The organism is Acidovorax sp. GW821-FHT10E04 (assembly GCF_059415185.1).
The window spans coordinates 44823-71647 of the sequence record NZ_JBWKMT010000007.1; the positions used below are offsets into that span (position 1 = coordinate 44823).

The 26825-nt window shown below is 67.4% G+C and carries 26 protein-coding genes; 10 read left to right on the top strand and 16 right to left on the bottom strand.

Annotated features, from left to right (window positions below):
• Positions 1-40: 40 nt before the first annotated feature.
• On the bottom strand, positions 41-2029 hold the full coding sequence (locus tag AC07OC_RS21085; RefSeq protein WP_494596229.1) for an SDR family oxidoreductase: 1989 nt from the start codon (positions 2027-2029) through the stop codon (positions 41-43).
• 227 nt (positions 2030-2256) lie between these two features.
• Here AC07OC_RS21085 and AC07OC_RS21090 point away from each other — a divergent pair, with 227 nt between their 5' ends.
• The 3 genes from AC07OC_RS21090 to AC07OC_RS21100 all read left to right on the top strand — a co-directional run bounded on the left by AC07OC_RS21090 (position 2257) and on the right by AC07OC_RS21100 (position 4624).
• On the top strand, positions 2257-2859 hold the full coding sequence (locus AC07OC_RS21090) for a phasin family protein (protein WP_218293178.1): 603 nt from the start codon (positions 2257-2259) through the stop codon (positions 2857-2859).
• Positions 2860-3108: 249 nt separating this feature from the next.
• Positions 3109-3771 carry a TetR/AcrR family transcriptional regulator gene (locus tag AC07OC_RS21095; protein WP_494602120.1) on the top strand — a complete coding sequence of 221 codons (663 nt, stop codon included), beginning with the start codon at positions 3109-3111 and terminating at the stop codon, positions 3769-3771.
• A 79-nt stretch (positions 3772-3850) separates the two neighbouring features.
• The gene (locus AC07OC_RS21100; protein WP_218293176.1) at positions 3851-4624 is read left to right on the top strand and encodes a tetratricopeptide repeat protein; all 774 of its coding nucleotides are present in this window, start codon (positions 3851-3853) and stop codon (positions 4622-4624) included.
• A 101-nt stretch (positions 4625-4725) separates the two neighbouring features.
• Here the strand turns inward: AC07OC_RS21100 and AC07OC_RS21105 are convergent, their stop codons facing one another.
• Positions 4726-5493 (bottom strand): type III pantothenate kinase, encoded by a 768-nt coding sequence (locus tag AC07OC_RS21105; RefSeq protein ID WP_218293175.1) that lies wholly within the window; start codon positions 5491-5493, stop codon positions 4726-4728.
• Positions 5494-5670: 177 nt separating this feature from the next.
• Between AC07OC_RS21105 and lysM the strand changes: the two genes are divergently transcribed.
• Complete coding sequence (gene lysM / locus AC07OC_RS21110; protein WP_218293174.1) at positions 5671-6153, top strand: peptidoglycan-binding protein LysM; 483 nt, start codon at positions 5671-5673, stop codon at positions 6151-6153.
• Between the two features lie 87 nt (positions 6154-6240).
• Here lysM and AC07OC_RS21115 read toward each other — a convergent pair whose 3' ends face one another.
• The 8 genes from AC07OC_RS21115 to AC07OC_RS21150 all read right to left on the bottom strand — a co-directional run bounded on the left by AC07OC_RS21115 (position 6241) and on the right by AC07OC_RS21150 (position 13994).
• Complete coding sequence (locus AC07OC_RS21115; protein ID WP_218340516.1) at positions 6241-6657, bottom strand: rhodanese-like domain-containing protein; 417 nt, start codon at positions 6655-6657, stop codon at positions 6241-6243.
• Between the two features lie 71 nt (positions 6658-6728).
• Positions 6729-7706: a M48 family metallopeptidase gene (locus tag AC07OC_RS21120; RefSeq protein ID WP_218340517.1), complete on the bottom strand. Its 978-nt coding sequence runs from the start codon at positions 7704-7706 to the stop codon at positions 6729-6731.
• Between the two features lie 4 nt (positions 7707-7710).
• Positions 7711-7893 (bottom strand): hypothetical protein, encoded by a 183-nt coding sequence (locus AC07OC_RS21125; protein WP_218340518.1) that lies wholly within the window; start codon positions 7891-7893, stop codon positions 7711-7713.
• A complete protein-coding gene (locus AC07OC_RS21130; RefSeq protein ID WP_218293171.1) occupies positions 7877-8623 on the bottom strand; it encodes a lysophospholipid acyltransferase family protein in 747 nt (248 codons plus the stop codon). The genes AC07OC_RS21125 and AC07OC_RS21130 overlap by 17 nt, the downstream gene beginning before the upstream one ends.
• Before the next feature lie 64 nt (positions 8624-8687).
• On the bottom strand, positions 8688-9302 hold the full coding sequence (gene gmhB / locus AC07OC_RS21135) for a D-glycero-beta-D-manno-heptose 1,7-bisphosphate 7-phosphatase (protein ID WP_218293170.1): 615 nt from the start codon (positions 9300-9302) through the stop codon (positions 8688-8690).
• A 52-nt stretch (positions 9303-9354) separates the two neighbouring features.
• On the bottom strand, positions 9355-11523 hold the full coding sequence (glyS, locus tag AC07OC_RS21140; RefSeq protein WP_218340519.1) for a glycine--tRNA ligase subunit beta: 2169 nt from the start codon (positions 11521-11523) through the stop codon (positions 9355-9357).
• Positions 11524-11534: 11 nt separating this feature from the next.
• Complete coding sequence (glyQ, locus tag AC07OC_RS21145; RefSeq protein ID WP_010462637.1) at positions 11535-12440, bottom strand: glycine--tRNA ligase subunit alpha; 906 nt, start codon at positions 12438-12440, stop codon at positions 11535-11537.
• Positions 12441-12923: 483 nt separating this feature from the next.
• The gene (locus tag AC07OC_RS21150) at positions 12924-13994 is read right to left on the bottom strand and encodes a type II asparaginase (protein WP_218293168.1); all 1071 of its coding nucleotides are present in this window, start codon (positions 13992-13994) and stop codon (positions 12924-12926) included.
• Between the two features lie 169 nt (positions 13995-14163).
• Here AC07OC_RS21150 and AC07OC_RS21155 point away from each other — a divergent pair, with 169 nt between their 5' ends.
• Complete coding sequence (locus AC07OC_RS21155) at positions 14164-15069, top strand: LysR family transcriptional regulator (RefSeq protein WP_218293167.1); 906 nt, start codon at positions 14164-14166, stop codon at positions 15067-15069.
• Between the two features lie 53 nt (positions 15070-15122).
• On the opposite strand, the gene fabB is transcribed toward AC07OC_RS21155, so the two are convergent.
• From fabB to AC07OC_RS21185, 6 genes are all read right to left on the bottom strand, one after another.
• Entirely contained in the window at positions 15123-16337 is a 1215-nt protein-coding gene (gene fabB / locus AC07OC_RS21160) for a beta-ketoacyl-ACP synthase I (protein ID WP_218293166.1), read from the bottom strand.
• Positions 16334-16864, bottom strand: coding sequence for a 3-hydroxyacyl-[acyl-carrier-protein] dehydratase FabA (gene fabA, locus AC07OC_RS21165; protein ID WP_218293165.1), 531 nt, complete (start codon positions 16862-16864; stop codon positions 16334-16336). The genes fabB and fabA overlap by 4 nt, the downstream gene beginning before the upstream one ends.
• Positions 16865-17024: 160 nt before the next feature.
• A complete protein-coding gene (gene lnt / locus AC07OC_RS21170; protein ID WP_218340521.1) occupies positions 17025-18644 on the bottom strand; it encodes an apolipoprotein N-acyltransferase in 1620 nt (539 codons plus the stop codon).
• Complete coding sequence (locus AC07OC_RS21175) at positions 18644-19528, bottom strand: CorC family transporter (RefSeq protein WP_218293163.1); 885 nt, start codon at positions 19526-19528, stop codon at positions 18644-18646. Before AC07OC_RS21175 ends, lnt begins: the two co-directional genes overlap by 1 nt.
• A 97-nt stretch (positions 19529-19625) precedes the next feature.
• A complete protein-coding gene (locus AC07OC_RS21180; RefSeq protein WP_218293162.1) occupies positions 19626-20363 on the bottom strand; it encodes a GNAT family N-acetyltransferase in 738 nt (245 codons plus the stop codon).
• 272 nt (positions 20364-20635) lie between these two features.
• On the bottom strand, positions 20636-21118 hold the full coding sequence (locus tag AC07OC_RS21185) for an Lrp/AsnC family transcriptional regulator (RefSeq protein ID WP_218293161.1): 483 nt from the start codon (positions 21116-21118) through the stop codon (positions 20636-20638).
• 165 nt (positions 21119-21283) lie between these two features.
• Between AC07OC_RS21185 and AC07OC_RS21190 the strand changes: the two genes are divergently transcribed.
• From AC07OC_RS21190 to phhA, 5 genes are all read left to right on the top strand, one after another.
• Positions 21284-22222, top strand: coding sequence for a lipase family alpha/beta hydrolase (locus AC07OC_RS21190; protein ID WP_218340522.1), 939 nt, complete (start codon positions 21284-21286; stop codon positions 22220-22222).
• Between the two features lie 3 nt (positions 22223-22225).
• Positions 22226-23221, top strand: coding sequence for a lipase secretion chaperone (locus tag AC07OC_RS21195; RefSeq protein ID WP_218340523.1), 996 nt, complete (start codon positions 22226-22228; stop codon positions 23219-23221).
• A 180-nt stretch (positions 23222-23401) separates the two neighbouring features.
• Positions 23402-24514 carry a 4-hydroxyphenylpyruvate dioxygenase gene (gene hppD / locus AC07OC_RS21200; protein WP_218340524.1) on the top strand — a complete coding sequence of 371 codons (1113 nt, stop codon included), beginning with the start codon at positions 23402-23404 and terminating at the stop codon, positions 24512-24514.
• A 73-nt stretch (positions 24515-24587) separates the two neighbouring features.
• Entirely contained in the window at positions 24588-25565 is a 978-nt protein-coding gene (locus AC07OC_RS21205; RefSeq protein ID WP_218293157.1) for a Bug family tripartite tricarboxylate transporter substrate binding protein, read from the top strand.
• Between the two features lie 62 nt (positions 25566-25627).
• A complete protein-coding gene (gene phhA / locus AC07OC_RS21210; RefSeq protein WP_218340525.1) occupies positions 25628-26467 on the top strand; it encodes a phenylalanine 4-monooxygenase in 840 nt (279 codons plus the stop codon).
• The last annotated feature ends 358 nt before the right edge of the window (positions 26468-26825 follow it).

Here is a 26825-nt window from a genome sequence, read left to right on the forward strand (position 1 = left end):
AGAGTTCAACGCATGGGCATCTGCGCGGGCCGGACGGTCGTCAGAAGTGGATGCCGCGCATCATCTGCTGCAGCGCCACCGCCTCGGCCGACAGCTGCGGCTTGGCGCCCTTGTCACCCTTGGCGGCGGCGGTGGAATCCGGGAACATGCGAAAGCTGGTGTTCATCGTGATCTGCGCCACGCGGGGCACCAGCGCATGCAGCAGCTGGCCGGTGATGCCCAGGCGCGTGGCGATGCGCACCGGCTTGAAGATGCAGGCCTGGGCGATCATGTCGGCCGCCTCCTCGGGGCTCAGCGTGGGCACGTTGTTGTAGATCTTGGTGGGCGCGATCATGGGCGTGCGCACCAGCGGCATGTTGATGGTAGTGAAGGTGATGCCCTGGTCGGCGAACTCGCTCGATGCGCAGCGTGTCCAGGCATCCAGCGCCGCCTTGCTGGCCACATAGGCCGAAAAGCGCGGCGCGTTGGTCAGCACGCCGATGGAGCTGATGTTGACCACATGGCCCTTGCGCTTGGCCACCATGCCGGGCAGAAAGCCCATGGTCACGCGCAGGCAGCCGAAGTAGTTGAGCTGCATGGTGCGCTCGTAGTCGTGGAAGCGGTCGTAGCTCGACTCGATGGCACGGCGGATGGAGCGGCCTGCGTTGTTGATCAGGAAGTCCACGCCGCCGTGGTTGTCGATCAGCAGCTGCACGAAGCGGTCGCAATCGGTCATGTCGGCAATGTCGGCCGAATACGCGATGAAGGCGTAGCCCTTGACCTTGGCCTCCGCGCACGCCTCGTCGAGCTTGTCCTGGTCACGCCCGCAAATGATGGTGGTCGCACCCGCCTCGGCGAACTTGTGCGCCGCCGCCAGGCCGATGCCCGAAGACCCCCCGGTGATCAGCACGACCTTGCCCGCCACCGTGCCCTTGAGCGTGCGGTCGATGAACAGCTCGGGATCAAGATTGCGCTCCCAGTAGTCCCACAGGCGCCAGGCGTAGTCCTTGAGGTTGGGGCAGGTCACGCCCGAGCCCTTGAGCGCCGCCAGCGTTTCGCGGCAGTCAAAGCGCGTGGGGTAGTTCACGAAGGTGAGCATGTCCTCGGGCAGGCCCAGGTCCTTCATGACGGCATTGCGCACGCGGCGCACGGGCGCCAGGGCCATCAGGCTTTTCTTGATGCTCTTGGGGATGAAGCCGAGCAGCGCGGCGTTGACGAACAGGTTCATGCGCGGCGCATGCGCGGCGCGGCTGAAGATGTCGAGCACATCGCCCACGCGGTAGCCGACCGGGTCCACCAGATGGAAGCACTTCTTGCCGATGTCCTTCTGGTGGCTGATGACGTTGAGCGCGTTCACCACGAAGTCCACCGGCACGATATTCACGCGCCCGCCCTCCAGGCCCACGGTGGGCATCCAGGGCGGCAGCAGCTGGCGCAGGCGCTGGATGAGCTTGAAGAAGTAATACGGGCCGTCGATCTTGTCCATCTCGCCGGTCGTGCTGTCGCCCACCACCATGGCGGGGCGGTACACCGTCCAGGGCACCTTGCAGTCCTGGCGCACGATCTTCTCGCTCTCGTGCTTGGTCTGGAAGTACGGGTGGTCCAGGCCCTCGGCCTCCTCGAACATGTCCTCGCGGAACACGCCTTCATACAGGCCCGCGGCAGCGATGGACGAGACGTGGTGGAAGTGCCCGGCATCGATGGCCTTGGCCAGATCGACCGTGTTGCGCGTGCCCTCGATGTTCACGGCGACCTGGGTTTCCTCGTCGGCGGAGAGGTCATACACGGCGGCCAGGTGGTAGAAGTGGTCGATCTGCCCCTTGAGCTTCTTGACGTCTTCCGCAGCCACACCCAGCTTCTTCGCGGTGAGGTCGCCAAACACGGGAATGGCGCGCGTGGCACCCACGCCCCAGAAGCTGCGCAGGTCGGCCACCTTGTCCGCGCTTTCCTTGCGAAGCAGGAAATGCACCACCGCGCCCTTGCGCTCCAGCAGCTTCTTGACCAGCCGCTTGCCAATGAAACCCGTTGCCCCCGTCACGAAATACTGCATGGAAAACTCCTGTGAGATAGCTTCATTCTTGCCCAAGGCCTGCGCGCACCGATTCAGCAGAAACCCGCGCCGATCCTAGGGCCCGCAGCCCGGGGCGGGCTAGACGGCACGCTCTACATTTTTAGGAGCGCGCGCCTACACCTTGCGCGCCGCGCGGCGTACAGTGCGGCCATGCGTCAGAGGCAATCCGCCCTGGCAAACCCACCCAACCGCACAACGGAGGCCCCATGGTCAAGAAACTGCAGAAACTCAGCGCCGACAAGAAAAAGAGCAACGCCCAACTGTCCAGCACCGTCAAGGACTCCGCCCAGCAGATCTGGCTGGCGGGCCTGGGCGCCTTCTCCAAGGCGCAGGAAGAAGGCGGCCGGGTGTTCGAAGCCCTGGTCAAGGAAGGCCTGACCATCCAGCGCAAGACCCAGGCCGTGGCCGAGGAAAAGATCACCGAGGCCACCAGCCGCGTGACCACCATGGCCAGCGACATCGGCTCCAAGGCCCAGGGCCAGTGGGACAAGCTCGAGAACATCTTTGAAGACCGCGTCGCCAAGGCCCTGTCCAAGCTGGGCGTGCCATCGGCCCGCGACCTGCAGGCACTGAGCGCCCGCGTGGATGCACTGGCCAAGGGCGGCAAGGCAGCCCCCGCCAAGGCCGCAGCTGCCGCAAAACCCGCCGCCAAGGCCCCGGCCAAGAAGGCCCCCGCGAAAAAGGCGGCCCCTGCCAAGGCGGCTGCAAAGCCCGCCGCCAAGGCCGCTCCGGCCAAGAAGGCCGCCGCCAAGAAGCCTGCCGCACGCGCGGCAGCCGACACCGGCGCCAACACCCCGTCGGGCAGCTGATTGCACATCAGGCAGGCGGCAGGCAACACCACCGTGCCGCCCCTGAAAAAAGGCGGCCAATGCGCGAGAGCGTGTTGGCCGCCTTTTTTTGGCCGGAGCCCGCGCCTTCGCGCCAGGCCGCCCACGGCAGGGCTACAGCGGCGCTGATATGCAGACGCGATGCCGCAGTGCAGCATTTCTGTGTCGGTTAGAGTAACCACCAGAGACATCGAAACAACGACGCAAAACGACGCGAAGGGGCCCGCACACATGGTGAAGAAAGCGCCACGCCGCACCGCAGAACGCATTCTGGAAGTGACGCTGGACCTGTTCAACCGGTTCGGCGAACCCAACGTCTCCACCACCCTGATTTCCGCCGAGCTGCGCATCAGCCCGGGCAACCTCTACTACCACTATCCCGCCAAGGATGAGCTGATCAACGCGCTGTTCGACCGCTACGAACGCTCGCTCACCGAACTCCTCACGGCCAGTGACGGCGTGCGCAATGTGGAGGATGCCTGGTTCTTCATGCACACGCTGTTCGAGCTGATCTGGCAGTACCGCTTCCTGTACCGCGACCTGAACGACCTGCTGTCCAAGAACCGGCGCCTGGAAACCCACTTCCAGGCCATCCTCAAGAACAAGACCCGAGCCGTGCGCGCCATGCTCGATGGCATGGGCCGCGCGGACAGCCTGCACATCGACTCGCGCGAGCTGGAAGCCACCGCCACCAGCATGGTGGTGGTGCTGACCTACTGGCTGAGCTTCGAGTACGTGCGTGACCCGCGCCGCGCGCTGGAGCCCGAAAGCGCCCAGGCCGCGCTCCTGCGCGGCGCCCACCATGTGCTGAACCTGCTCATGCCCTACCTCGAAAGCAGCCAGCGGGCCCACCTGCTGGAGCTGGTGGGCGCTTACGCCACTGCGCCGGGATAGGCGCAGGCAGCAAGCACCCGCCTCACGGCAGCACGACAGGGCAACCCCCCTCCCACAAGAACTTCAGGAGACACACACCATGGCCAAATGGACCCCCTTCCCCCACGCAGGCGACTATGCGTTCGACGCCGCGAGCGTCAAGAAGCACTGGGCCCGGCTGCACAGCGGCGATGCCGAGCCCTGCCCCAAGGACACCGCGGTGCTCGAAGCCTGGGCGATGTTCCACAACGGCGACTTCGAGAAGGCAGCGGCGGCCGGCCTGGCGGCTGGCGGCCCTGGCATCACGGTGGCCAACAAGGCAGCCTCCATCTACGCCAACTACCTGGAGCAAAGGGAAAAGACCCGGCTCGACCTCTTCACCCAGGTGGCGGAGCGCGCCGAGGCGCAGGCCGCGGCGGAGCCCGGCAACGCCAATGCCTGGTACTGGCACGCCTACGCGCTGGGCCGCTACAGCCAGGGCATCAGCGTGGCCAAGGCGCTGGCGCAGGGCCTGGGCGGCAAGGTGAAGGAATCGCTGGAAAAGGCCATCGCGCTGTCGCCCAAGCACGCCGATGCACGCATCGCACTGGGCGCATTCCATGCCGAGGTGATCGACAAGGTGGGCTCGCTGATTGGCGGCATGACCTACGGCGCGAAGAAGGACACCGGACTCAAGCTGTTCCAGGAGGCCCTCAAGCTCAACCCCGGCTCGGCCATCTGCATGATCGAATACGCCAACGCCCTGGTCATGCTCGAAGGCGACAAGAAGATGAAGGAAGCCACCGGGTTCTACGAAAAGGCCGCCGCCAGCGAACCCGCCGATGCGATGGAGCGCCTGGACGTGGAGATGGCGCGCGCCGAACTGGAAGATTGAATTCGGAACACCCCCTGGCCTGGCCGCGCCCGTCCTGAAAATCCAGGACCGCCCGTGGCGCCGCGGAATGCGGCCGGGCCGCGAAGCCCGCGCGCTCCAGGTCAGCCGGCAAAGCGGCGCAAGGCAATCTCCAGCAGGCCGTCGAAGATCAGGTTGTCCACCAGTTCGAAAGGGCGCGTCATGCTGGGCGCCATCTTCCAGCCCGCGCCGCCGGTCATCAGGCACGCCGGCTCCTCGCCGCAGTGCTGGATGACGTGCTGCACCATGCGCTCCACGGCCCCCGCGATCGCATAGGTGCCGCCGCTGGTGAGGGCATCGCTGGTGTTGGTGGGAAACATGCGCACCTCGCCCGTGGGCACGTGCAGCCCGGCGGTCCCGGACTCCAGCGCGCGCAGCATGATGCCGTGGCCCGGCAGGATGAGCCCGCCCATGAACCGGCCCTCGGTGTCGATGCACTCCACCGTGACCGCCGTGCCCACCATGACGACCACCAACGGCCGCGCCGGGCCCTGGCGCAGCACATGGTGGCGCGCACCGACCATGGCGACCCACCGGTCGGAGCCCAGGCGCGAGGGATGGTCGTAGCCGTTGGCAAGGCCTGCCTCCTGCGCCGACGACACCACCCACGAGGGCTCGACGTTCCAGATCTCCATCTGCTCCTCGACCCGGCGCTTGACGGCGTCGCCCGCCACCACGCACCCCAGCATGCGCTGGGGGTGCGGCAAGGGCGCCCAGCTGCCCTCGGCCAGGCGGTCGATGTGATCCAGAAACTCGGCGCCATGCGCCAGCAGCGCAGCCCCGGGGCGGGGAGCGTCGTACAACGCCCATTTGAGACGGGTGTTGCCGACGTCGATGGCCAGAAATGTCATGCGGGGGATTATCCCGAGTTTTGCGGCGCCCCCGCGTACCCGCGGCGACAGGCGCCGGCGGCGGGATGGCGCGGAAAGAATGTCAAAAATCGTTTCGCGCGCCTGTGCGACACACCAGCGCCACGCTTTGCACGCTACAGTGGTCGTTCCTGTTTCTGCAACTTTAGGAGGTACGACATGGGTCTTTTCAGTTTCATCAAGGAAGCCGGCGAAAAGCTGTTCGGCGGCAAGGAGGCCCAGGCAGCCACGGCCGCTGCGCCCACGCAGGATGAACTCAATGCCAAGGCGGCCAAGGCCATCGAGACCTACATCGCGGCCCAGAACCTGGGCGCCAGCAACGTGCAGGTGGCGTTCGACGGCACGCAGGGCAAGGTCACCGTGAAGGGCACCGCCCCCACGCAAGGCGCCAAGGAAAAAGTCACCCTGTGCTGCGGGAACGTGGCCAGCGTGACCAGCGTCGAGAACCTGATGGAAGTGACCAATCCCGAGCCCGAAGCCCAGTACCACGACGTGGTGCGCGGCGACACGCTCAGCGCCATCGCCAAGAAGTTCTATGGCGACGCCAACAAGTACCCCGCGATCTTCGAGGCCAACAAGCCCATGCTGACCCATCCCGACAAGATCTACCCCGGCCAGAAGCTGCGCATTCCGCCGCTTTGAGCAGGGCAAGACGTCCTGACGGGCAAGCGGGCCACCAGGCCCGCTTTTTTTTGGGCGCGCCCATCGCGCGCACCGGCGGGTCGTCTCTCAGTTCTGCCGCCAGGGCAGCCCGTGAAAGCGCCAGCCGCCCTTCCTGCCGCGCTGGCCCTGGGCGTCGGCATCTCCCTCGAAACCTTCCAGGATGTTGTAGGCCGTGAAGCCGAGTTCGGTGGCGCGCCGCGCCGCGGCGATGGAGCGCACGCCGCTGCGGCACAGCATCACCAGCGTGGCGCCGGCGGGTGCGGCCGCGCGCAGCTGGGTGTCGAATCCGGCGTTCAGGGCCATGCCTGGCCACTGCTTCCAGGCCACGGCGGCGCCCCCGGGCACCTGTCCCACCCATTCGCGTTCGGCGTCGCTGCGCACGTCCACCAGCACGGCCTGGCCGGCCTGCATCCACTGCCAGGCCTGCTGCGGCGTGACATCGCCCGCGTAGCCTTCGGCGGGAGTGATCGTTGGGATGGTCATCAGCTAGCTCCTTTCATCTCGGTTAACCGGTCCACGGGACGGGCCCACGGCCCGCCACAGGGGCGAATGCGTCACTCCCACAACGGAGCGGGTTCATCGCGCAGGCGGCTGCGCAGCACCGCGTAGTCGGGCACCACGGTGGCCACGGTGTCCCAGAAGCGCGGGCTGTGGTCCATCACGCGCAGGTGGGCCAGCTCGTGCGCCACCACATAGTCGATGATGGCCGGGCGGTAGTGCAGCAGGCGCCAGTTCAGGCGGATGGAGCCGTCGGCCTTGGCGCTGCCCCAGCGGGTCTGCGCGCTGGACAGGCGCAGGCTGGCCCAGCGCACCCCCAGCAGCGGGGCGAAGTGGTCCAGCCGCGCGGTGAAGTGGCGGCGTGCATCGCGCATGAGCCAGGCCTGCACGGCGTCGCGGATCTGGGCGGCGCTGGCACTGTGGGGCAGGCCGATGTGCAGGCTGCGGGCGACGGCAATGCCCTCTTCCCCGGCCGAGGGCGGCGCGGACGGCACCAGCGCCCCGCCCCTGCCGGCAAAGCCATGGCTTGGGTCCAGCACCACCGTGAGCGGCTCGCCCAGGTACGGCAACACCGCGCCATGGGCCCAGACGATGCGGCCGCCCTCCATGCGCTGTTGGCGCTCGCGGGCCTCCGACAGCTTGCGCAGGACCCAGTCCGACTTGTCGCGCAGCGCGGCGTCCACCGCCGAAAGGGTCACCCAGCTGGGCGCGCGCACGGACAGGCCATCCGCGCCCACGGTGAAGCCGATGGTGCGTCGCCGTGCGCGCTGCAGCGCATAGGCGACCACGGCGTCGCCCAGCAGCACTTCGCGGCTGGCCTGCGGGTGGCGGAACTCGGCCGGGGACAGCAGGGACGGCAAGGGCACCGCCGGTGCCGCAGGCCTGCTTGCTATCGTTCTAGGAGCTACCGGCGCTTGATCATTCTGCGCCAGCGGCGCTCCAGGCTTGAAACCTGAAGCCTGCGCCGCCGATGCCGCAACCGGTGCGGCCGGCGGGTCGAAAAGGTCGAGCGCCAATTGCACAAGCCGGTGCATGGAATCAATAGCTCCCCAGCGGCGAGCAGCCATCCAGGGCATCCGCCACCGGCGCTGCCCAGGCCAGCAGCCGCCGCGCCAGGGCCGCCCCGCCACGCTGGCGGCGCCTTGCCGGCATGCGCTGGTGGCGCCCTCCCTCCCGAGCGGCGCGGCACTTCAGGAGGAGCAGCTCAGGGGGTGTTCTCATAGGCCTCGGGGTCCAGGCGGCGCATCTCGGCCTCGATCCAGGCCTCGACCTCGCGCATCAGCTCGTCGGGCTGGCGGCCCACGCTGGAAATGGGTTTGCCGATGGACACGTCCACCACGCCGGGCCGTTTGATGAAGGCCTTGCGCGGCCAGACCTTGGCCGAGGTCACGGCGATGGGCACCACGGGCGCGCCGGTGTCGATGGCCAGGCGCGTGCCGCCGGTCTTGTAGTTGCCCTTGCGCCCGCGCTCGATGCGCGTGCCCTCGGGGAACATGATGATCCAGATGCCCTTGGCCAGCAGGTCCTTGCCCTGCTGCACCACCTTGTTGAACGCCTGCGTGCGCTGGTTGCGGTCGATGTGGATCATGTCCAGGCGGCCAATCGCCCAACCAAAGAAGGGAACGTAGAGCAGCTCCTTCTTGAACACGTAGGCCAGCGGGCGCGGCATGATCGTGGGCATGAGGAAGGTTTCGTACGTGGACTGGTGCTTGACCAGCAGCACGGCCCCGGCGTTCTCGCCCTGCGGGAGGTTTTCCATGCCGGTCACATGGGCGCGGACGCCCAGGATCACCCGGGCACCGCTGATGCACAGCGACAGCCATGCCCGTGCGATGCGGTACAGCGGCCCTCCCCGCACGCCCAGCAGGGTGCCCAGCATGATGGCCAGCGCATAGGGCACGACGGTGATGCCCATCCAGAGAAGGTGAATGACGGAACGGATAAAAGCCATTTTTAGGAGTTTTCGGCTGCCAGCGCTTGATCATCAAGCGCTGAAAGCTATTAAATTAATAGCATCAAGACGATGGGGCACTGCCGTGCAGGGGCAGGGGAATGGCCGCCAGCGCTGCCGCCGGCACCTGCACCGCGGGCAACAGCTGGTCCACGAAATCCCCCAGGCTGGCGTGCACCAGCGTGCCCGCCGGAATGCCCGCCGGCAGCGGCCCGCCGGGGTGCACCTGGGCCGACTGCCCCGTGCACACCAGGTGCAGCTGCGCGCCCAGCGCGGCGCCGGCCTGCAGATGGGCTGCACAGCTGCCCACCACCCGCACGTCCTGCCGCTCCACGCCATAGCGGTCGCTGATCTGCTCCAGCAGGCCCGGGGCGGGCTTGCGGCAGGCGCACTCCTCGTCGGCCGCGTGCGGGCAGTAGAACACCGCGTCGATGCGCCCCCCCACGGCGGCCACCTGCCGGTGCATCTTGGTATGGATGGCATTGAGGGCCACCACGTCGAACAGCCCCCGGCCCAGCCCCGGCTGATTGGTCGCCACCACCACATGCCAGCCGGCATGGTTCAGGCGCGCGATGGCTTCGAGCGCGCCCGGCACGGCGGTCCACTCGTCGGCGGAGGTGATGTAGTCCTCCCCCAGCGGGTTGAGGGTGCCGTCGCGGTCGAGGATGGCGAGTTTCATGGGGCTTGGTTACCTTGTGAGAATCGCCAGCCTATCAGCTTGGGCCATCCGGTCAAACGGCCAGGCGCGAGAGGTCGGCCACGCGGTTCATCGCGTTGTGCAGCATCTTGAGCAGACCCAGGCGGTTCATCCGCACATCCAGCTGCTCGGCGTTGACCATCACGTCGTCGAAGAACGCATCCACCGGCGCGCGCAGCACGGCCAGGGTCTGCAGGCTGGCGGTGTAGTCGCCCGCGTCGAACTGGGCGTTGGCCTCGGGCACGAAGCGCTGCAGCGCGGCGTACAGGTCCTGCTCGGCCTTTTCCTGCAGCAGGTCGGGGTTCACGTGGGCATCCACCGGGCCCTCGACCTCGGCCTTTTTCAGGATGTTGCCCACGCGCTTGTTGGCCGCGGCCAGGGCCGGGCTTTCGGGCAGTGCGGCAAAGGCGCGCACGGCCGCCAGTTGCTTTTCGACCAGGGCCAGGCGCTGCGGGCGCAGGGCCAGGACGGCGTCGACCTCCTGCGCGCGGTAGCCCTGCTCGCGCAGGCTGCCGGCGAGGCGGTCGTAGATGAAGTCGGCAAGTTGCGCGGATGCGTCGGTGATCTTGTCGCCAAAGGCGGGCACCGCACCGGCGAGCAGGTCGTTGAGCTGCAGCGGCAGGTCTTTTTCGACCAGCATGCGGATCACGCCCAGCGCATGGCGGCGCAGCGCGAACGGATCGCGGTCGCCGGTGGGCAGGTTGCCGATGCCGAACATGCCCACCAGGGTTTCGAGCTTGTCGGCCAGCGCCACCACCACACCGGCGGTGTTGCGCGGCAGCGTGTCGCCCGCAAAGCGGGGCTTGTAGTGGTCTTCGATGGCGTGGGCCACGGTCTCGCCCAGGCCGTCGTTCAGGGCGTAGTAACCGCCCATGATGCCCTGCAGCTCGGGGAACTCGCCCACCATGTCGGTGACGAGGTCGGTCTTGGCGAGTTGTGCGGCCGTATCAACAGCAAGTTCAAGCGCAGGGCCCTGCACCTCAGGAGAGCCGTAGCTTGGGGAAAGCGCTTTAGCAATCGCCTTGGCAATGGCCCGCACCCGCTCAACCCGCTCACCTTGCGTGCCTAGCTTGTTGTGATAGACCACCTTGCCGAGGCCTTCGACGCGCGAGGCCAGGGTCTTCTTGCGGTCCTGGTCGAAGAAGAACTTCGCGTCGGCCAGGCGCGGGCGCACCACGCGCTCGTTGCCGCCGGTCACGAAGCTCGTGTCTTCGGGGCTGATGTTGCTCACCACCAGGAACTTGTGGGTGAGCTTGCCCGCGGCGTCCAGCAGCGGAAAGTATTTCTGGTTGGCCTTCATCGTGAGGATCAGGCATTCCTGCGGCACGTCGAGGAACTCGGTCTCGAATGAGCAGGTGACCACGTTGGGGCGTTCGACCAGCGCGGTCACTTCGTCGAGCAGCGCCTCGTCTTCGATGGGGCGCGCGCCGTTGCCCACCTGGGCGGCAGCCGCGGCCAGCTGGCGGGCGATCTCGGCCTTGCGCTCGGCAAAGGAGGCGATCACGGCGCCGTCTTGTCGCAGCGTCGCGGCGTAGCTGTCGGCGTCCTGCAGCACCACGGGCGACACGGCGGCTTCAAACCGGTGTCCCTGCGTGCTGTTGCCCGCCGACAGGCCCAGCGCCTTCACCGGCACCACGGTGCTGCCGTGCAGCGCGACCAGGCCGTGCGCGGGGCGCACGAAGTTCACGCTGGTCCAGCCGGGCAGTTCGCAGTCGGTCTCGAGCTGGTAGCTCATGACCTTGGGGATGGGCAGCTTGGCAATCGCCTCCTGCAGCGCTTTCTGCAGGCCGTCCTGCAGCGTCGCGCCAGGCACCACGCTGTCGTAGAACAGCGCCTCGGCCTTGCCGTCCTGCGCGCGCTTGAGCGCCGCCACGGCGGCTGCCGGGTCTGACACATCCGCCCCCAGGGCCTGCAGCTTTTTGAGCAGCGCCGGGCTGGCGTTGCCGCTGGCGTCGAGCCCCACGGCCACAGGCATGAGCTTTTGCTGCACGGCCTTGTCGGCGGCCTTGTCGGCCACGCCGGTCACATGCGCGGCCAGGCGGCGGGGCGATGCAAAGGGCGTGACCACGGACGCTGCCGTGGCCAGGCCCTGCGCCTTGAGCTGGTCGCCCAGCACGGTGGCAAAGGCATCGCCCAGCTTCTGCAGCGCCTTGGGCGGCAGCTCTTCGACAAACAGTTCAACGAGAAGGTTTTGGGTTGTCATCGTCATTTCTCTCACGCAGCCTTCTTCGTCATCTGTTCCACCCACTCGCGCGGCGCCATGGGGAAGCCCAGGCGCTCGCGGCTCTCGTAGTAGCTCTGCGCCACGGCACGGGCCAGGTTGCGGATGCGGCCGATGTACGCGGCGCGCTCGGTCACGCTGATGGCGCCGCGCGCATCCAGCAGGTTGAAGCTGTGCGCGGCCTTGAGGACCTGCTCGTAGGCGGGCAGCGCCAGCTGCTGCTCCATCAGGTACTTGGCCTGCTTTTCGTGCGCGTTGAAGGCGGTGAACAAGAAGTCCGCGTCGCTGTGCTCGAAGTTGTAGGTGGACTGCTCCACCTCGTTTTGCTTGTAGACGTCGCCATAGCTCAGCGTGTCGGTCCACTTCAGGTTGTAGACGTTGTCCACGCCCTGCAGGTACATCGCCAGGCGCTCCAGGCCATAGGTGATCTCGCCCGTGGCGGGCTTGCAGTCGATGCCGCCGACCTGCTGGAAGTAGGTGAACTGCGTCACCTCCATGCCGTTGAGCCACACCTCCCAGCCCAGGCCCCAGGCGCCCAGCGTGGGGTTCTCCCAGTCGTCTTCGACGAAGCGGATGTCGTTCTTCTTCAGGTCGAAGCCCAGGGCTTCGAGGCTGCCCAGGTACAGCTCCAGGATGTTGGCCGGCGCGGGCTTCAGGACCACCTGGTACTGGTAGTAGTGCTGCAGCCGGTTGGGGTTCTCGCCGTAGCGGCCGTCCTTGGGGCGGCGGCTGGGCTGCACATAGGCGGCCTTCCAGGGCTCGGGTCCGATGGCGCGCAGGAAGGTGGCGGTGTGCGAGGTGCCGGCGCCCACTTCCATGTCGTAGGGCTGCAAAAGAGCGCAACCTTGCGCGTCCCAGTAGGACTGCAGCTTCAGAATGATTTGCTGGAATGTCAACATGGCGTCTGTGGCACTGGCAAGCCAGGGCCGGGCAAGTAGGAGGAGAAAAGAAAACGATGCAAGGCGTGGGCGCAAGGCCTGCCGACCACCCCGGGCAGCACGGACGGGCATCGCACACGCGAACCGATCATTTTACGGCGCCGCAGCAAGGCCGCCCTGCAAACACCGCGACGCCACCGCCAGTCGCTGCCAGCAGCCAGAGGTCGAAACCGCCCGCCCCATGAAAAAAGGCCAGAGCCCTCGTGGAGCCCCAGCCTTTCCAACCCATCCGCGCCGCCCATAAGCCACCGCGTGCAGGTGCCGCCCTTGCAGGCAACCATCGGCGCACAGCAGCACGCCAAATCAACAAAAATCCGTCGCTCGACTCGCACAACCCAAGGTCCAACTGGACACGCGGCCATCGCGAGAGCACCCGTGGATCTGGCTCCGCCAGTCCACCAGGTTCCCCCTTAGGGGGAAGGCGCGCAGCGCCTCAGGGGGAGACTAGTACTCCCAGAAGATGCGTTGCAGCTCTTTGCTGTCGTTGGTCTTGGTGAGCGCCACCATGGCAAGGATGCGGGCCTTTTGCGGACGCAGGTCATGCGCCACCACCCAGTCGTACTTGTCGTCGGGCTGCTCGGCGTTGCGCAGCACGAAACCGTCGGGCACGCGGGCCGAGCGCACGATCTGCACGCCCGCCGCACGCAAGGCCTTGAGCGAATCCACCGCCTGCGCGGCCACCGAGCCGTTGCCCGTGCCGGCGTGGATCAGCGCCTTCACGCCGGCCTTGCCGTAGGCCTCGATGCCCGTGGTGTTCATGTTGCCGTAGCCGTACACGATGTCCACGGCGGGCAGGGCCTGGATCTCGTCGATGTTGAACTCGGAATTGGCGGTGTGGCGCTTGACGGGCGCGCGGAACCAGTAGTTCTTGCCCTCCACCACCATGCCCAGCGGGCCCCACTGGCTCTTGAAGGCCTCGGTCTTGATGTTGATGGTCTTGCTCACGTCGCGGCCGCTCTGGATCTCGTCGTTCATGGTGACGAGCACGCCCTTGCCGGCGGCGTCCTTGCTGGCCGCCACGCTCACGGCGTCGTACAGGTTCAGCGCGCCATCGGCCGACAGGGCCGTGCCGGGGCGCATGGAGCCGACCACGACGATGGGCTTGTTCGTGCGCACGACCAGGTTCAGGAAGTACGCGGTTTCTTCCAGGGTGTCGGTGCCGTGGGTGATGACGATGCCGTCCACGTCGGCCTGCTTGGACAGGGCCGAGACACGCTGGCCGAGCTTGAGCAGGTGCTCGTTGGTGAAGCTCTCGGAGGCGATCTGGAACACCTGCTCGCCCGAGACCTTGGCGACGCTGGCCAGCTCCGGCAGGCCCGCCAGCAGCTTGTCGACCGGCACCTTGGCCGCGGCGTAGGTGGCGCTGTTGGCGGCCGAGGCGCCCGCACCCGCGATGGTGCCGCCCGTGGCAAGCACCACGACATGGGGCTTGGCGGCCTGGGCCATGGCCACGGCCGAGGCGGCGGACAGCAGCAGGCCGGCCAGCCAGCGGTGCACGGGGGGGGAAATGCGCATGACAGAAATCTCCAGACAGTTGTTATGAAGAGGCCGCCAGCGGAATGCGCTGACAACCCGGCCGCTCGTTGGCGGTGCCGGATCGTATGAGAGAGTCACACACATCGTTAGGGAATAATCAGCCTCTTCTTGTGAATTTCACTCATACCCCTACCACCGGACCCTGGCCATGAACCTGCGGCAACTCGAGGTGTTCCAGGCCGTTCTGCAAACCGGCAACATGAGCGCCGCGGCGCGGCTGCTGTGCATCACCCCCTCGGCCGTGAGCAAGGCCGTGGCGCACACCGAGCTGCAGCTGGGCTACCGGCTGTTCGTGCGCACGCCGGCCGGCCTCACGCCCACGCCCGAGGCGCAGGTGCTGGCCACCGAGTCCACGGGCATCCACCGCCAGCTCGACGCCCTGCGCCGCACGGCGCGCAACCTGGGCACCAGCGACACGGGCGACGTGCGCCTGGCGGCCATCCCCTCGATCACGCACGAGTTCCTGCCCCTGGTGCTGCAGGAGCATGCGCTGCGCTACCCGCAGGTGGGCGTGGAAGTGCGCACCATCCACCAGGACCAGATGACGCAGGCCCTGCTCACGCGCAGCGTGGATTTCTGCCTGGGCTTCTACAAGCACCCGCACCCGCAGATCCGCAGCGATCTGCTGGTCAGCGGGCGCATGTACCTGGCGGTGGCGCAGTCCGTGTGGACGCGCGCGCCGCGCGCCGTGGCGCCCAGCGCCCGGCTGGCGCAGGTGCCGGTGATCCGCCTGGTGGGGGACGACCCCATGCGCCAGTCCATCGACGACCTCGCACAGCGCCTGGGCACGCCCGCGGGGCCGGGCCTGCAGGTGCAGACCTCGCGCCTGGCGCTGGACCTGGTGCGCCGGGGCATGGGCTGGACGGTGATCGACTTTCTCACCGCCACCCAGCTCGACCCCGGGACCATGGTGGCGCTGGAGCTGCACGAGCTGCCGCCCATGTCGCTGTACAGCTACCACGCCCGCGCCCTGCCCCAGGGCCTGCCCGCCACGCGCATGCTGGCCATGCTGCCGGGGCTGCTGCACCGAGCCCTTTCGGCAAAGGCGGTATGAAAAAACCCGCCCATCCCTCGCAGGATGGCGGGTTGCGCTGAAAACCTCGCGGCTCAGTTATCCCAGCGGCGCAGGACCAGGCTGGCGTTGGTTCCGCCAAAGCCGAAGCTGTTGGACAGCGCCGTGCGGATGGGCGCATCGCGCGTCTCGCGCACCAGGGGCATGCCCTCGGCGGCGGGCTCCAGCGTCTCGATGTGGGCCGAGCCCGCGATGAAGCCCTGGCGCAGCATCAACAGGCAGTAGATCGCCTCCTGCACGCCCGTGGCGCCCAGCGAGTGGCCGGTGAGCGACTTGGTGGACGAGAACGGCGGAATCGCGTCGCCGAACACCTCGCGGATGGCGCGCAGCTCCGGCACGTCGCCCACGGGCGTGGAGGTGCCGTGGGTGTTGATGTAGTCGATGGGTTCGCTCACGGTGGAGATGGCCTGGCGCATGCAGGCGATCGCGCCGTCGCCCGAAGGGGCCACCATGTCGGCGCCGTCGGACGTGGCGCCGAACCCGATGACCTCGCCCAGGATGGTGGCGCCGCGCGCCTGCGCATGCTCCAGGCTCTCCAGCACCACGGCGCCGCCGCCGCCCGACAGCACGAAGCCGTCGCGGTTGGCGTCATAGGCGCGCGAGGCCTTCTCGGGCGTGGCGTTGTAGGCGCTGGACATGGCGCCCATGGCGTCGAACAGCAGGCCCATGCCCCAGGTGACCTCCTCGCCGCCGCCGGCGAACATCACGTCCTGCATGCCCCAGGCGATCTGCTGGGCGGCCGCGCCGATGCAGTGGGCCGAGGTGCTGCAGGCCGAGGTGATGGAGTAGTTGATGCCCTTGATGCCGAAGTTGGTCGACAGGCAAGCGGACACGGTGGAGCTCATGCAGCGCGTGACCTGGTAGGGCCCCACGCGGCGGATGCCCTTGCTGCGCAGGATGTCCGCCGCCTCGATCTGGTTGGCGGGCGAGCCGCCGCCCGAGCCCATGATGAGGCCGGTGCGCGGGTGCGACACCTGTTCGGGCGTGAGGCCCGATTCGGCGATCGCGTTGGCCAGCGAGATGTGCGCATAGGCTGCCGCATCGCCCATGAAGCGCAGCTGCTTGCGGTCGATCAGCTCTTCGAGGTTGATCTGCGGCACGCCCGCCACCTGGCTGCGCATGCCCAGCTCGGTGAACTGCGGCATGGCACGGATGCCCGAGCGGCTCTCCCGCAGCGACTGCGTGACGGTGCCCATGTCGTTGCCGATGCACGAGACAATGCCCGCGCCCGTGATCACCACGCGTTTCATGCTGCGGCTCCTTGTGCGGCGCCATCTTCCTCGCGTTTGAACAAGCCCACACGCAGGTCGTTGGCCACGTAGATTTCCTTGCCATCGGCCAGCAGCCGGGCATCGCCAATGGCCATGACCAGCTTGCGTTTGATGACGCGCTTGATGTCGATTTCGTAGGTGACGAGCTTCACGTCCGGGCCCACTTCGCCGGTGAACTTGACCTCGCCCGCGCCCAGCGCCCGGCCGCGGCCAGGCAATTGCAGCCAGGTCAGGTAAAAGCCGATGAGCTGCCACATGGCGTCCAGCCCCAGGCAGCCGGGCATGACCGGGTCGCCCTGGAAGTGGCAGGCAAAGAACCAGAGGTCCGGGCGCACGTCAAGTTCGGCGCGGATCTTTCCCAGCCCGTGCGCGCCACCATCGCTGTCGATGTGCGTGATGCGGTCAAACATCAGCATGGGCGGCAGCGGCAGGCGCCCGCTGTCAGCGCCGAACAGCCGGCCCTCGCCCGAGGCGATCAGTTGTTCGTAGGAAAAGGAATCAGCCATCTTCAGTCGTGCTCCAGAACAGCGGTGGGCCCGCTTCAAATCATCGTTGTATGCAAACACAAGCCCCCGCTTGTGGGGCTCCATTATCAAGGCAGAGAAAGACACATCCCGGTTTTGGCCCGGCAAGGCACCGGGACACCCCGGCAGCACATGACCTGGATCAATTCCCGCGCACCGTCTGCCACCGCCTCGCCACCAGGGCAAAAACCAGGGCCAGCCCCCCGAAGATCCACAGGGGCACCAGCCCCCAGCGCGACACCCACCACGCGTACGGGGTGATGTGCCAGCCACTGGCGGCATCCATCCCCCGGCCCCACACCTCGCCCTTGAGCACGCCCCGCGTGTGCCGCGCCAGCTGGTGGGTGACCACGCCCCGGTGGTCGATGATGGCGGTGGCGCCCGTGTTGGTCGCGCGCACCATGGGGCGCTCGAATTCCAGCGAACGCATGCGGCTGATGTGCAGGTGCTGGTCGATGGCCACGGTGTCGCCGAACCAGCCGATGTTGCTGAAATTGACGAACACCGTCGGCGCCTGCGCCGGGTTGGCGAACCGCGCGCCCAGTTCCTCGCCAAAAAGGTCTTCGTAGCAGATGTTGGGGGCGATGCGCTGGCCTGCCCAGGCAAACGGGGCCTGGCCCACGGTTCCGCGGTTGAAATCGCCCAGCGGGATGTCCATCATGGCCGTGAACCATCTGAAGAACGGCGGGATGAATTCCCCGAACGGCACCAGGTGGTGCTTGTCGTAGCGGTACGGCGTCTTCTGGCGGCCGGGGCCCATGCCCAGCACCGAATTGGTGTAGCCCAGCGTTTCGCTGCCCAGCGGAATGCCCAGCAGCGCCGCCTGGGAGCCCTGCGCGTAGCGCTGCTGGATGCCTTCCAGGTAGCCCGGCATGAGCTGCTGGGGCAGCAGCGGGATGGCGGTTTCGGGCGCCACCACCAGGTCGGCCCTGGCGTCGCGCAGCGCATCGGCATACCACTTGAGCGCCATCGGCACGCCGCTGCCCTGCTGGAACTTCTCGTCCTGCGGGATGTTCCCCTGCAGCAGTTCCAGGGTCATCGGCGGCGCCGCGCGGGCCGACGGCGTGTGGCACAGGTTCACCGCGCAATGGCGCTCCAGCGTGGCGCCCGCCAGGCCCGCCGCGAGAACGCCGGCCAGCCCCCACAGGCGCCAGTGGCGCAGGTCCCCCGGGCGCCATTGCACGGCCAGCATCGCCAGCATCGCAGCCACCGCCCCGATGCCGTACACGCCCAGGATGCGCGCCAGCACCGCCAGCGGCCCGTCAACGTGGGCGTAGCCGCCCGCGCCCCACGGGAAACCCGTCCACAGCGTGCCGCGCGCCAGTTCGGCCAGCAGCCAGAACGCTCCGAAAACAATAGCTGTCAGCGCCCTGTTGGCAAGCGCCAGGCGGCAAAAAAGCCCCAGCATCACCGCGTAGTAGCTGCCCAGGAACGCCGCGAGGCCCAGCACCGCCGCCACCGCCAGCGGCGCGGCCAGCCCGCCGTAGGTGTGCATGGAGATGAAAAGCCACCAGAACGTGCCCGCGAGCCAGGCCGTGGCGAACAGGCCGCCGATGGCGGCACCGCGCCGCCAGGCCACGGACGCGGTGGCCTGCGGGCGCACCAGCCAGGCCAGCACCGCCATGGAGGCGATCTGCAGCCACCACAGGGGCTCGCCGCTCCACGGCCAGGCCAGCGAGGCCGCCTGCGCGACGCCGGCAGCCACGGCCAGCAGCGCCTGCAGGGCCAGCGGCAGCCCCGGCGTCGTGCGCGCGCGGGCCATCAGCCGCCGGCGCTGGCGTCTTCGACCCGCGACACCTTGAACCAGCGCACGGCGCCGCCCTTGGTGTGCAGCACGACGAAGTGCAGCCCGCCCAGTTGCAGGTGCTCACCGCGCTTGGGCACATGGCCCATTTCGTGGGCGATCAGGCCACCGATGGTGTCGAAGGTTTCGTCGGGGTCGCTGCCCTGGACCAGCACGTCGAACGCCTCGGAAACCCGTTCGACCGAGGTGTCGCCGCTCACGCGGTAGGTGCGGTCGGCTAGCCCGAAGATGTCGCCGTCGTCCTCGGGAATGTCGAACTCGTCCTCGATCTCGCCCACGATCTGCTCGAGCACGTCCTCGATGGTGATGAGCCCGGCCACGCGGCCGAACTCGTCGATCACGATCGCCAGGTGGTTGCGGTTGCCGCGGAATTCGCGCAGCAGGTCGTTCAGGCCCTTGCTCTCGGGCACGAAGACGGCGGGGCGCAGCAGCGCGCGGATGTTCAGCTCGGGTGCCCGCTGCAGCTTGAGCAGGTCCTTGGCCATGAGGATGCCGATGATGTTCTCGCGCTCGCCCTGGTACACCGGAAACCGCGAATGCGCGGTGTTGATGACAAGGTGCAGCAGCTCGTCGAACGGCGCGTCGATGTTGACGAGGTCCATGCGCGGCGCGGCCACCATCACGTCGCCCGCCGTCATGTCGGCCATGCGGATGACGCGCTCGAGCATCACGCGCGATTCGGCCCCGATGACCTCGTTGTCCTCGGCCTCGGCCAGGGTTTCGATGAGCTCTTCCGTGGAGTCCGGCCCCGGATGGATGAACTCGGCCACTTTCTGCAGGAAGGTGCGCTTGTCTTCCCTCTCGGGCAAGCGCCCGGGGTGCGCAGGGTGCGGGTCAGACACTGAGGACGTGCGGGTAGTGAATCAGGCCCCTAGGATAGCGGATTGTTGTGACAGCGCGCCATGGCGCCCGCGCCTTGCGGCCCGGGCCCGCCGCCCGTCACTCGGCGGACTGGTGGCGCGCGTGCTGCACGCCGCTGCGCACTTCCTGCACGCCCGCCAGGAAATCCCAGAACTGCTTGGCCTGCTTCTTGATCTGGTAGTCCACCTCGGCAAACTGCTGCTCCACGATCTCGGCCATGCGCGTGTCCAGGCTGGCGGGCTGGATCTGGAGGTAGGCCTCGGACTCCGAGCCGTCGCGGCGCACGGTGGCGCCCGCCTTGCGGGCAATCTTGAGCATCGCGGTGTTCTCGGACAGCGCATGGATGAAGACCATGTTCACGCCTTCATTGCGCGCATGCATCACCGCGCGCTCGAACAGGCGTGCGCCGAAACCACGGCCCCGCGCCTGCTTGAGCACGGAAACGCCAAACTCGGCGCAGTGCTTGTGCTCGGGATGCTCCGAGAACGCCAGGTGGGCCATCGCGATGAGTTCCAGGCGGCGGTTGTAGATGCCGAAGATCTCGTCGCGGTTGAAATCGAGGTGCTCGGCATACCGGCGGATCTGCTCGTCATTGGCCGCGTAGCCGAAGCGCAGATAGCGGTCCGCCGGTTCGAGCTTCAGCAGATGCTGGGTGATCCGCTCGCGGTAGGACGGGCCCAGGGCGCGGATGGGAACCATCATGGGCACCTCCTGCTTTGCGTGGGTGTCATGGGGAGACGGGCCGCCCGTCACCGGGCGCAGCATGTCCCTGCCTGCGTGCCAGGATGCCTTGAGCCAGTCTTTCGTTGCGAACATGGCTGTAAATATAAGGGTTTTCCCTCATTATTTCCAGTACAAATTGCTGCATTGCAACAAAGTAGTGAGATGCCTCAAATCAAGGCAGAAAATAGCTTTCAGCGCTTTGTCCATGGGCGCTATAAGCTACTAAATTCATAGCAATTGCCTTGCGCCAGGGCCCACGGATGTCTTCTGCGCGACCCATCCCGGCCCCGCAGCGCCGGGTGCCGGCCGCCCGCAAGGGTATAGCGGCGGCCATCGCGCGGCAAGCGGCCCGGGGCGCGAGGCCATCACACCGGCACGGCGGTGGTGGCCTTGACCCGGTCGAGCACGAAACTGGTCTTGCAGTCCTGCACGCTGGGGTGCTTGAGCAGGGTGTCCATGATGAAGCGGCTGTAGTGCGCCATGTCCGCCACCACCACGCGCAGCAGGTAGTCCATCTCGCCCGTGAGCGATGCGCATTCCACCACTTCGGGCCACGTCTGCACGCTGGCGCGGAACAGGTCCATGGGGTTGCGCTTGTGGCTTTCGGTGTGCTTTTCCAGCCGCACATTGAGGTAGGCGGTCAGCCCCAGGCCCACGGCCTCGGGGGGCACCAGCGCCACGTAGCGGTCGATCACCCCGCTTTCCTCCAGGCGCTTGACGCGGCGCAGCACCGCGCTGGGCGACAGGCCCACCTGCTCACCGATGACGTCATACGTCTCCCGGCCATTTTCTTGCAGACGGCGCAATATGGCCCTGTCCAGCTTGTCGAGTGCGCTTGAGGCTTGCATAGCGCAGGATTTTATGGAATCCGCGCATTTTTCGCTTGCCAGATTGCATGCTGGGGTATGTCCCGATAGTGACACCACGCCGGGACCAGAAGAATGAATCCCGCAAAAACGCACGGTCGTTCGTTTTTTGCAGGCACAAAAACCATATCCAACGGAGACAACCACATGACCGGATTCCTCAGCCGCTTTCTGCGGCGCCTCGCGCTGGCGGCCAGCGCCGGGCTCTTGCTCCTGGGGGCCAGCGCCCAGGCCCAGAGCGGCTACACCCAGACGCGCTACCCCATCGTGCTGGTGCACGGCCTTTTCGGCTTCGACTCGGCCCTGGGCATCGACTACTTCTATGGCATTCCCGACGCCTTGCGCCAGGGCGGCGCGAAGGTCTACGTGGCGCAGGTGTCCGCCGCGAACAGCACCGAGGTCCGGGGCGAGCAGCTGCTGGCGCAGGTCAAGACCATCCTGGCGATCACCGGAGCGGCCAAGGTCAACCTCGTGGGCCACTCCCATGGCGGACCCACCACGCGTTATGTGGCGGGCGTCGCGCCGCAGCTGGTGGCGTCGGTCACCTCGGTGGGCGGGGTCAACAAGGGATCGCGCGTGGCGGACATCCTGCGGGGCGTGGCCCCCGCCGGTTCGGTGTCGGAGGCCGTGGCCAGCGGCGCGGCCAGGGCGCTGGTCAGCCTGATCAACCTCACGTCCGGGGGTTCGGCCCTGCCCCAGATGCCGACCGCCGCGCTCGATTCGCTGACCACCGCCGGGCTCGCGGACTTCAACCGCCGCTTTCCGCAGGCCCTGCCCAGCGGCTGCGGCAGCGGTGCGGAGCTGGCCAACGGCGTGCGCTACTACTCCTGGACGGGCACGCAGCCCCTGACCAACGTGCTCGATGCCAGCGATGGCCTGCTGAGCGTGCTCAGCCTGGTCTTTGGCGAGGCCAACGACGGCCTGGTCTCCGCCTGCTCGTCGCGCCTGGGCAAACACCTGGGCGACCACCGGCAGAACCACCTGGACGAAGTGAACCAGCTGCTGGGCCTGCGCGACTGGTTCTCCACCGACCCGGTGACGCTGTACCGCCAGCACGCCAACCGCCTCAAGACGCAGGGCCTGTAAGCCGTGGAAAAAAGGTCCCGCGCCTTCGCCGCCGCAGTGGCCCTGGCCGCCGCCACGGCCGCCGTGGTCTGGTGGACGGCCCCGCACGGCCTGCAGAGCGCGGAGGACCCGCATCCAGGCGCCGGCGGCGCCGGCCCGCAGGCCGGCAGCGCGCGCCAGAACCCGTCGGGCTCGGCACGGCCCATGGAGAGCAGCTTCTTCGCCGCCCGCCGCGCCGCCGGCCCGGACCGCCACGAAGACCCCCTGCTGGTGCACGGCCTGCGCGATACGCTGGAGGCGCTGCTGATGGAGGCGCAGGACGGCGGCGCGGCGGACCCCGCCACGCTCAAGCAGCGCCTGGCGGGCCTGGTGGGCAAGCACTTCCCGGCGGCACTGGCCGCCCGGGCACTGGCACTGGCCGAGCGCTACGTGGACTACCGCGTGGCGCTGGGCCAGCTGCGCACGCCCCCGGACCCGACCGACCCCGGCGCGCTGCGCGAAGCGCTGGAGGCGCGCCACAAGGTGCGCCAGCAGTTCTTTGACGGCCCCGAGCACGACGCCCTGTTCGCCCGCGAGGCGGACCTGGACCGCTACACGCTGGCGCGCCTGGAGATCGAGCGCAACCCCCGGCTCACCGCCGAACAGCGCACCCAGGCCTTGCGCGATGCAGAGAACGAATTGCCCCAGGCGCGCCGCGCGGAGCGCGCAGCGGCCACCGAACACCTGAGCGCGGCGGCCCAGACCGCCGCGTTCAACGCACAAAACACCGACGAACGCACCCGCCACGCCGCGCGCAGCGCGCAGTACGGCGAGGCCGCGGCCCACGCCATGGCCCAGCTGGACCGGGAGGAGCAAAGCTGGCAGCAGCGCCTGGACCAGTACAGCCAGGCCCGTGCCCAGCCGGGCGACGGCAGGGCACTGGAATCACTGCGCCAGCAGCTGTTCTCACCGCAGGAGCAGCAGCGCCTCGATGCCGCCCTGGCGCTGCGAAAGCTCCCGCCGGCCACGCCGGGCTCCTGAGCGCAGGGCGCCGGTGCCATTCGACGGTGCGCCCGGGTGGCGCGCCTGTCCTGCGCCATTTTTTGACCATTCGCAACATTCCTGCAAATCAAAGGCCAAAGCCTCTTGATTTCGCCAGAAACATGAGGCAGGGCACGCCTACAGTCCATGGCATTCCTCAACGAATGCCGGAGACACCCCATGAACGCCGCCTTGCCCCAAACAACCGCCACCCAGCTGGAAGCCTGGGACAACCCCATGGGCCTGATGGGCTTCGAGTTCGTCGAATTCACCTCGCCCACACCCGGCGTGCTGGAAGCCGTGTTCGAGAAGCTGGGCTTCACCCTGGTGGCCAAGCACCGCTCCAAGGACGTGGTGCTGTACCGCCAGAACGGCATCAACTTCATCCTCAACCGCGAGCCCCACAGCCAGGCGGCCTACTTCGGCGCCGAGCATGGCCCGTCGGCCTGCGGCCTCGCCTTCCGCGTGAAGGATGCGCACAAGGCCTACAACCGCGCGCTGGAGCTGGGCGCCCAGCCCATCGAGATCCCCACCGGCCCCATGGAGCTGCGCCTGCCCGCGATCAAGGGCATCGGCGGCGCGCCGCTGTACCTGATCGACCGCTTTGAGGACGGCAAGTCCATCTACGACATCGACTTTGAATTCATCGAAGGCGTGGACCGCCGCCCCGTGGGCCACGGCCTGAACCTGATCGACCACCTCACGCACAACGTGTACCGGGGCCGCATGGGCTTCTGGGCCAATTTCTACGAGAAGCTGTTCAACTTCCGCGAGATCCGCTACTTCGACATCCAGGGCGAGTACACGGGCCTGACGTCGAAGGCCATGACCGCGCCCGACGGCAAGATCCGCATCCCGCTGAACGAAGAGTCCAAGCAGGGCGGCGGCCAGATCGAGGAATTCCTGATGCAGTTCAACGGCGAAGGCATCCAGCACATCGCGCTGATCTGCGACAACCTGCAGGACGTGGTGGACAAGCTGGGCATGGCCGGCGTCTCGCTGGCCACCGCGCCCAACGACGTCTACTACGAGATGCTGGACACCCGCCTGCCCGGCCACGGCCAGCCGGTGGCAGAGCTGCAGTCGCGCGGCATCCTGCTCGACGGCACCACGGCCGACGGCACGCCGCGCCTGCTGCTGCAGATCTTCTCCACGCCCATGCTGGGCCCGGTGTTCTTCGAGTTCATCCAGCGCGAAGGCGACTACCGCGACGGATTCGGCGAAGGCAACTTCAAGGCACTGTTCGAATCGCTGGAGCGCGACCAGATCCGCCGTGGGGTGCTCAACACCTAAGACATCAGACATCCCGGGTTAACCCTGACCAGATGCCTATACTGCGCGCTCCCCGGAACTCAAAAGGATCCCGATGTCGCTCCGTAGCACCTTGTCCAGTGTTGTTCTCGTCCTGCTCTGCGCCGCCACGGCGGCGCAGGCGCAGAACCCGTCCGCCCCCCTCACCATCGTGGTCCCCTACCCTGCCGGCGGCCCGCTGGACACCTCGGCACGCATCGTGGCCGAAGGCGCCGCAGCCCAGCTGGGCTCCATCACCGTGGAGAACAAGCCTGGCGCCGGCGGGGGCACCGGGGCCGACCAGGTGGCCAAGGCACCCAAGACCAGCAACCAGATCCTGATGGGCGCGGTGGCCACGCATGCCGTCAACCCCTGGCTGTACAAGAAGAACTTCCCGTACAACCCGCTCAAGGATTTCAAGCCCCTCGTGCTGGTGGCGCGCACGCCCAATGTGCTGGTGGTGAACGCGGAGCAGGCCGCCAGGCTGGGCATCAAGACAACGCCGGACCTGGTGCAGTACCTCAAGAAGAACCCGGACCAGGCCAAGTACGGCTCGGGCGGCAACGGCAGCATCGGCCACATCTCGGCCGAGATGTTCAAGTCGCTCACCAACACCCGCATGGGCCACACGCCGTTCCAGGGCTCCAAGCCCGCCCTGGCGGCGCTGGAGTCGGGGCAGGTGCTGATGGTGTTCGACAACCTGGCCTCGGCGCTGCCGCAGATCCAGTCGGGCAAGCTGCTGGCGCTGGGCGTGACCACGCTCAGCCGCAACGAGTCGCTGCCCAGCGTGCCCAGCATCAACGACAGCGTGCAGGGCTTCAACGTGTCCACCTGGTTTGGCCTGTTCGCGCCCGCCTCGCTGCCGGACGCCGACGCGCGCCGCTACGCCAACGCGTTCTCGGCGGCCATGCAGTCGCCCGCTGGCAAGGAGAAGTTCAAGAAGATGGGCATCACGCCCGAAGAGCTGACGCTCGACGGGTTCGCGCAATTCGTGCGCTCGGAAAACAGCAAGTACGAGTTCCTGATCCGGGCCGCAAAAATCAAGATCGAATAACCGCCGCCCGGGCAGGTGCGCGCCACCCGGCGCGCCGCACCAGGACGGCCAAGGAGCACAAAATGGGACAAGCCCCCGTCGTCTATGGCCAATCCACCCGCCCACCCCGGGGCGACTACTCGCGCGCCAGCGAGGACTACACCTGCCCGCAGGACTACGCGGCCTATACCGCCGCAGACCACGACACCTACCGCCGCCTGTACGAGCGCCAGCGCGCCCTGCTGCCGGGCCTGGCGAGCCAGGCGTTCATCGACGCCCTGCCCTCGCTGGGCGCCAGCGACCGCATTCCGCGTTTTGAGGAAGTCAACGAGCGCCTTTACAAGGCCACGGGCTGGGAGCTGGTGGGCGTGCCCGGCCTGATCCCCGAGGTGCCCTTCTTCACGCTGCTGGCCCACCGCAAGTTCCCGGTGACGGACTGGATCCGCAAGCCCGAGGAGTTCGAGTACATCGTCGAGCCAGACATTTTTCATGACCTGTTCGGCCACGTGCCGCTGCTGTTCAACCCGGTGTTCGCGGACTATGTGCAGCGCTATGGCCAGGGCGGGCTGAAGGCGCAGGGGCTGGGGTCGTGCGAGATGCTGAGCCGCCTGTACTGGTACACGATCGAGTTCGGGTTGATCCGCGAGGCGGGGCAGTTGCGGGCGTACGGCGCGGGGATTCTGAGTTCTTCGGGCGAACTGGCGTATTCCGTGCAGAGCCCGGAGCCACAGCGCATTGCGCTGCAACTGGAGCGCACCATGCGCACGCGCTACAAGATCGATACGTACCAGCAGACGTATTTCGTGATCGACAGTTTCGAGCAGCTGTTCGAGATGACGGCGGCGGACTTTGCGCCGATCTATGAGCGGCTGCGGGGGTTGCCGGAGTTTGCGGCGGATGAGCGGGAGGCTGTGGCGGCTTGATTTTTGGTGATATTGGCTGCTAGCGCTAGTGAATCATGCATTGACAGCTACGTCTTTGATAGCACCCCTTTTGCACCCAGCAATACTTGGCCGAGGCTGTCGGAGGTTGTGGATGTATCGGTCTCCGTGCCTGGGTTGAGGGCGGAGGCCGGGAGTCGCCCGGCATGCGAGTAACTTTCTTTCGCGTCGCCGAAAGAAAGTCACCAAAGAAAGGGCGACCCTACTGCGCGCGTCCCTTCGCTACGCTACGGGCAACCTGCGATGCTCGGACAGGGGGTGCGCCGCAGAACTCACTGCGCGCTACGCGCTCCGTTCAAACAACTGCGGCAAGTCAGTACACGAAGTGCGTGTGTCCTTC

Coding starts and splice junctions, on each gene's coding strand:
- AC07OC_RS21185 (WP_218293161.1), bottom strand. CDS start 21,118: ATGCAAGCCTCAAGCGCACTCGACAAGCTGGACAGGGCCATATTGCGC.
- phhA (WP_218340525.1), top strand. CDS start 25,628: ATGGGACAAGCCCCCGTCGTCTATGGCCAATCCACCCGCCCACCCCGG.
- AC07OC_RS21155 (WP_218293167.1), top strand. CDS start 14,164: ATGAACCTGCGGCAACTCGAGGTGTTCCAGGCCGTTCTGCAAACCGGC.
- AC07OC_RS21205 (WP_218293157.1), top strand. CDS start 24,588: ATGTCGCTCCGTAGCACCTTGTCCAGTGTTGTTCTCGTCCTGCTCTGC.
- AC07OC_RS21150 (WP_218293168.1), bottom strand. CDS start 13,994: ATGCGCATTTCCCCCCCCGTGCACCGCTGGCTGGCCGGCCTGCTGCTG.
- AC07OC_RS21100 (WP_218293176.1), top strand. CDS start 3,851: ATGGCCAAATGGACCCCCTTCCCCCACGCAGGCGACTATGCGTTCGAC.
- AC07OC_RS21105 (WP_218293175.1), bottom strand. CDS start 5,493: ATGACATTTCTGGCCATCGACGTCGGCAACACCCGTCTCAAATGGGCG.
- AC07OC_RS21180 (WP_218293162.1), bottom strand. CDS start 20,363: ATGTTCGCAACGAAAGACTGGCTCAAGGCATCCTGGCACGCAGGCAGG.
- AC07OC_RS21130 (WP_218293171.1), bottom strand. CDS start 8,623: ATGGCTTTTATCCGTTCCGTCATTCACCTTCTCTGGATGGGCATCACC.
- lnt (WP_218340521.1), bottom strand. CDS start 18,644: ATGGCCCGCGCGCGCACGACGCCGGGGCTGCCGCTGGCCCTGCAGGCG.
- AC07OC_RS21125 (WP_218340518.1), bottom strand. CDS start 7,893: ATGAGAACACCCCCTGAGCTGCTCCTCCTGAAGTGCCGCGCCGCTCGG.
- AC07OC_RS21115 (WP_218340516.1), bottom strand. CDS start 6,657: ATGACCATCCCAACGATCACTCCCGCCGAAGGCTACGCGGGCGATGTC.
- gmhB (WP_218293170.1), bottom strand. CDS start 9,302: ATGAAACTCGCCATCCTCGACCGCGACGGCACCCTCAACCCGCTGGGG.
- AC07OC_RS21085 (WP_494596229.1), bottom strand. CDS start 2,029: ATGCAGTATTTCGTGACGGGGGCAACGGGTTTCATTGGCAAGCGGCTG.
- glyQ (WP_010462637.1), bottom strand. CDS start 12,440: ATGTTGACATTCCAGCAAATCATTCTGAAGCTGCAGTCCTACTGGGAC.
- glyS (WP_218340519.1), bottom strand. CDS start 11,523: ATGACAACCCAAAACCTTCTCGTTGAACTGTTTGTCGAAGAGCTGCCG.
- fabA (WP_218293165.1), bottom strand. CDS start 16,864: ATGGCTGATTCCTTTTCCTACGAACAACTGATCGCCTCGGGCGAGGGC.
- lysM (WP_218293174.1), top strand. CDS start 5,671: ATGGGTCTTTTCAGTTTCATCAAGGAAGCCGGCGAAAAGCTGTTCGGC.
- AC07OC_RS21090 (WP_218293178.1), top strand. CDS start 2,257: ATGGTCAAGAAACTGCAGAAACTCAGCGCCGACAAGAAAAAGAGCAAC.
- hppD (WP_218340524.1), top strand. CDS start 23,402: ATGAACGCCGCCTTGCCCCAAACAACCGCCACCCAGCTGGAAGCCTGG.
- fabB (WP_218293166.1), bottom strand. CDS start 16,337: ATGAAACGCGTGGTGATCACGGGCGCGGGCATTGTCTCGTGCATCGGC.
- AC07OC_RS21190 (WP_218340522.1), top strand. CDS start 21,284: ATGACCGGATTCCTCAGCCGCTTTCTGCGGCGCCTCGCGCTGGCGGCC.
- AC07OC_RS21095 (WP_494602120.1), top strand. CDS start 3,109: ATGGTGAAGAAAGCGCCACGCCGCACCGCAGAACGCATTCTGGAAGTG.
- AC07OC_RS21120 (WP_218340517.1), bottom strand. CDS start 7,706: ATGCACCGGCTTGTGCAATTGGCGCTCGACCTTTTCGACCCGCCGGCC.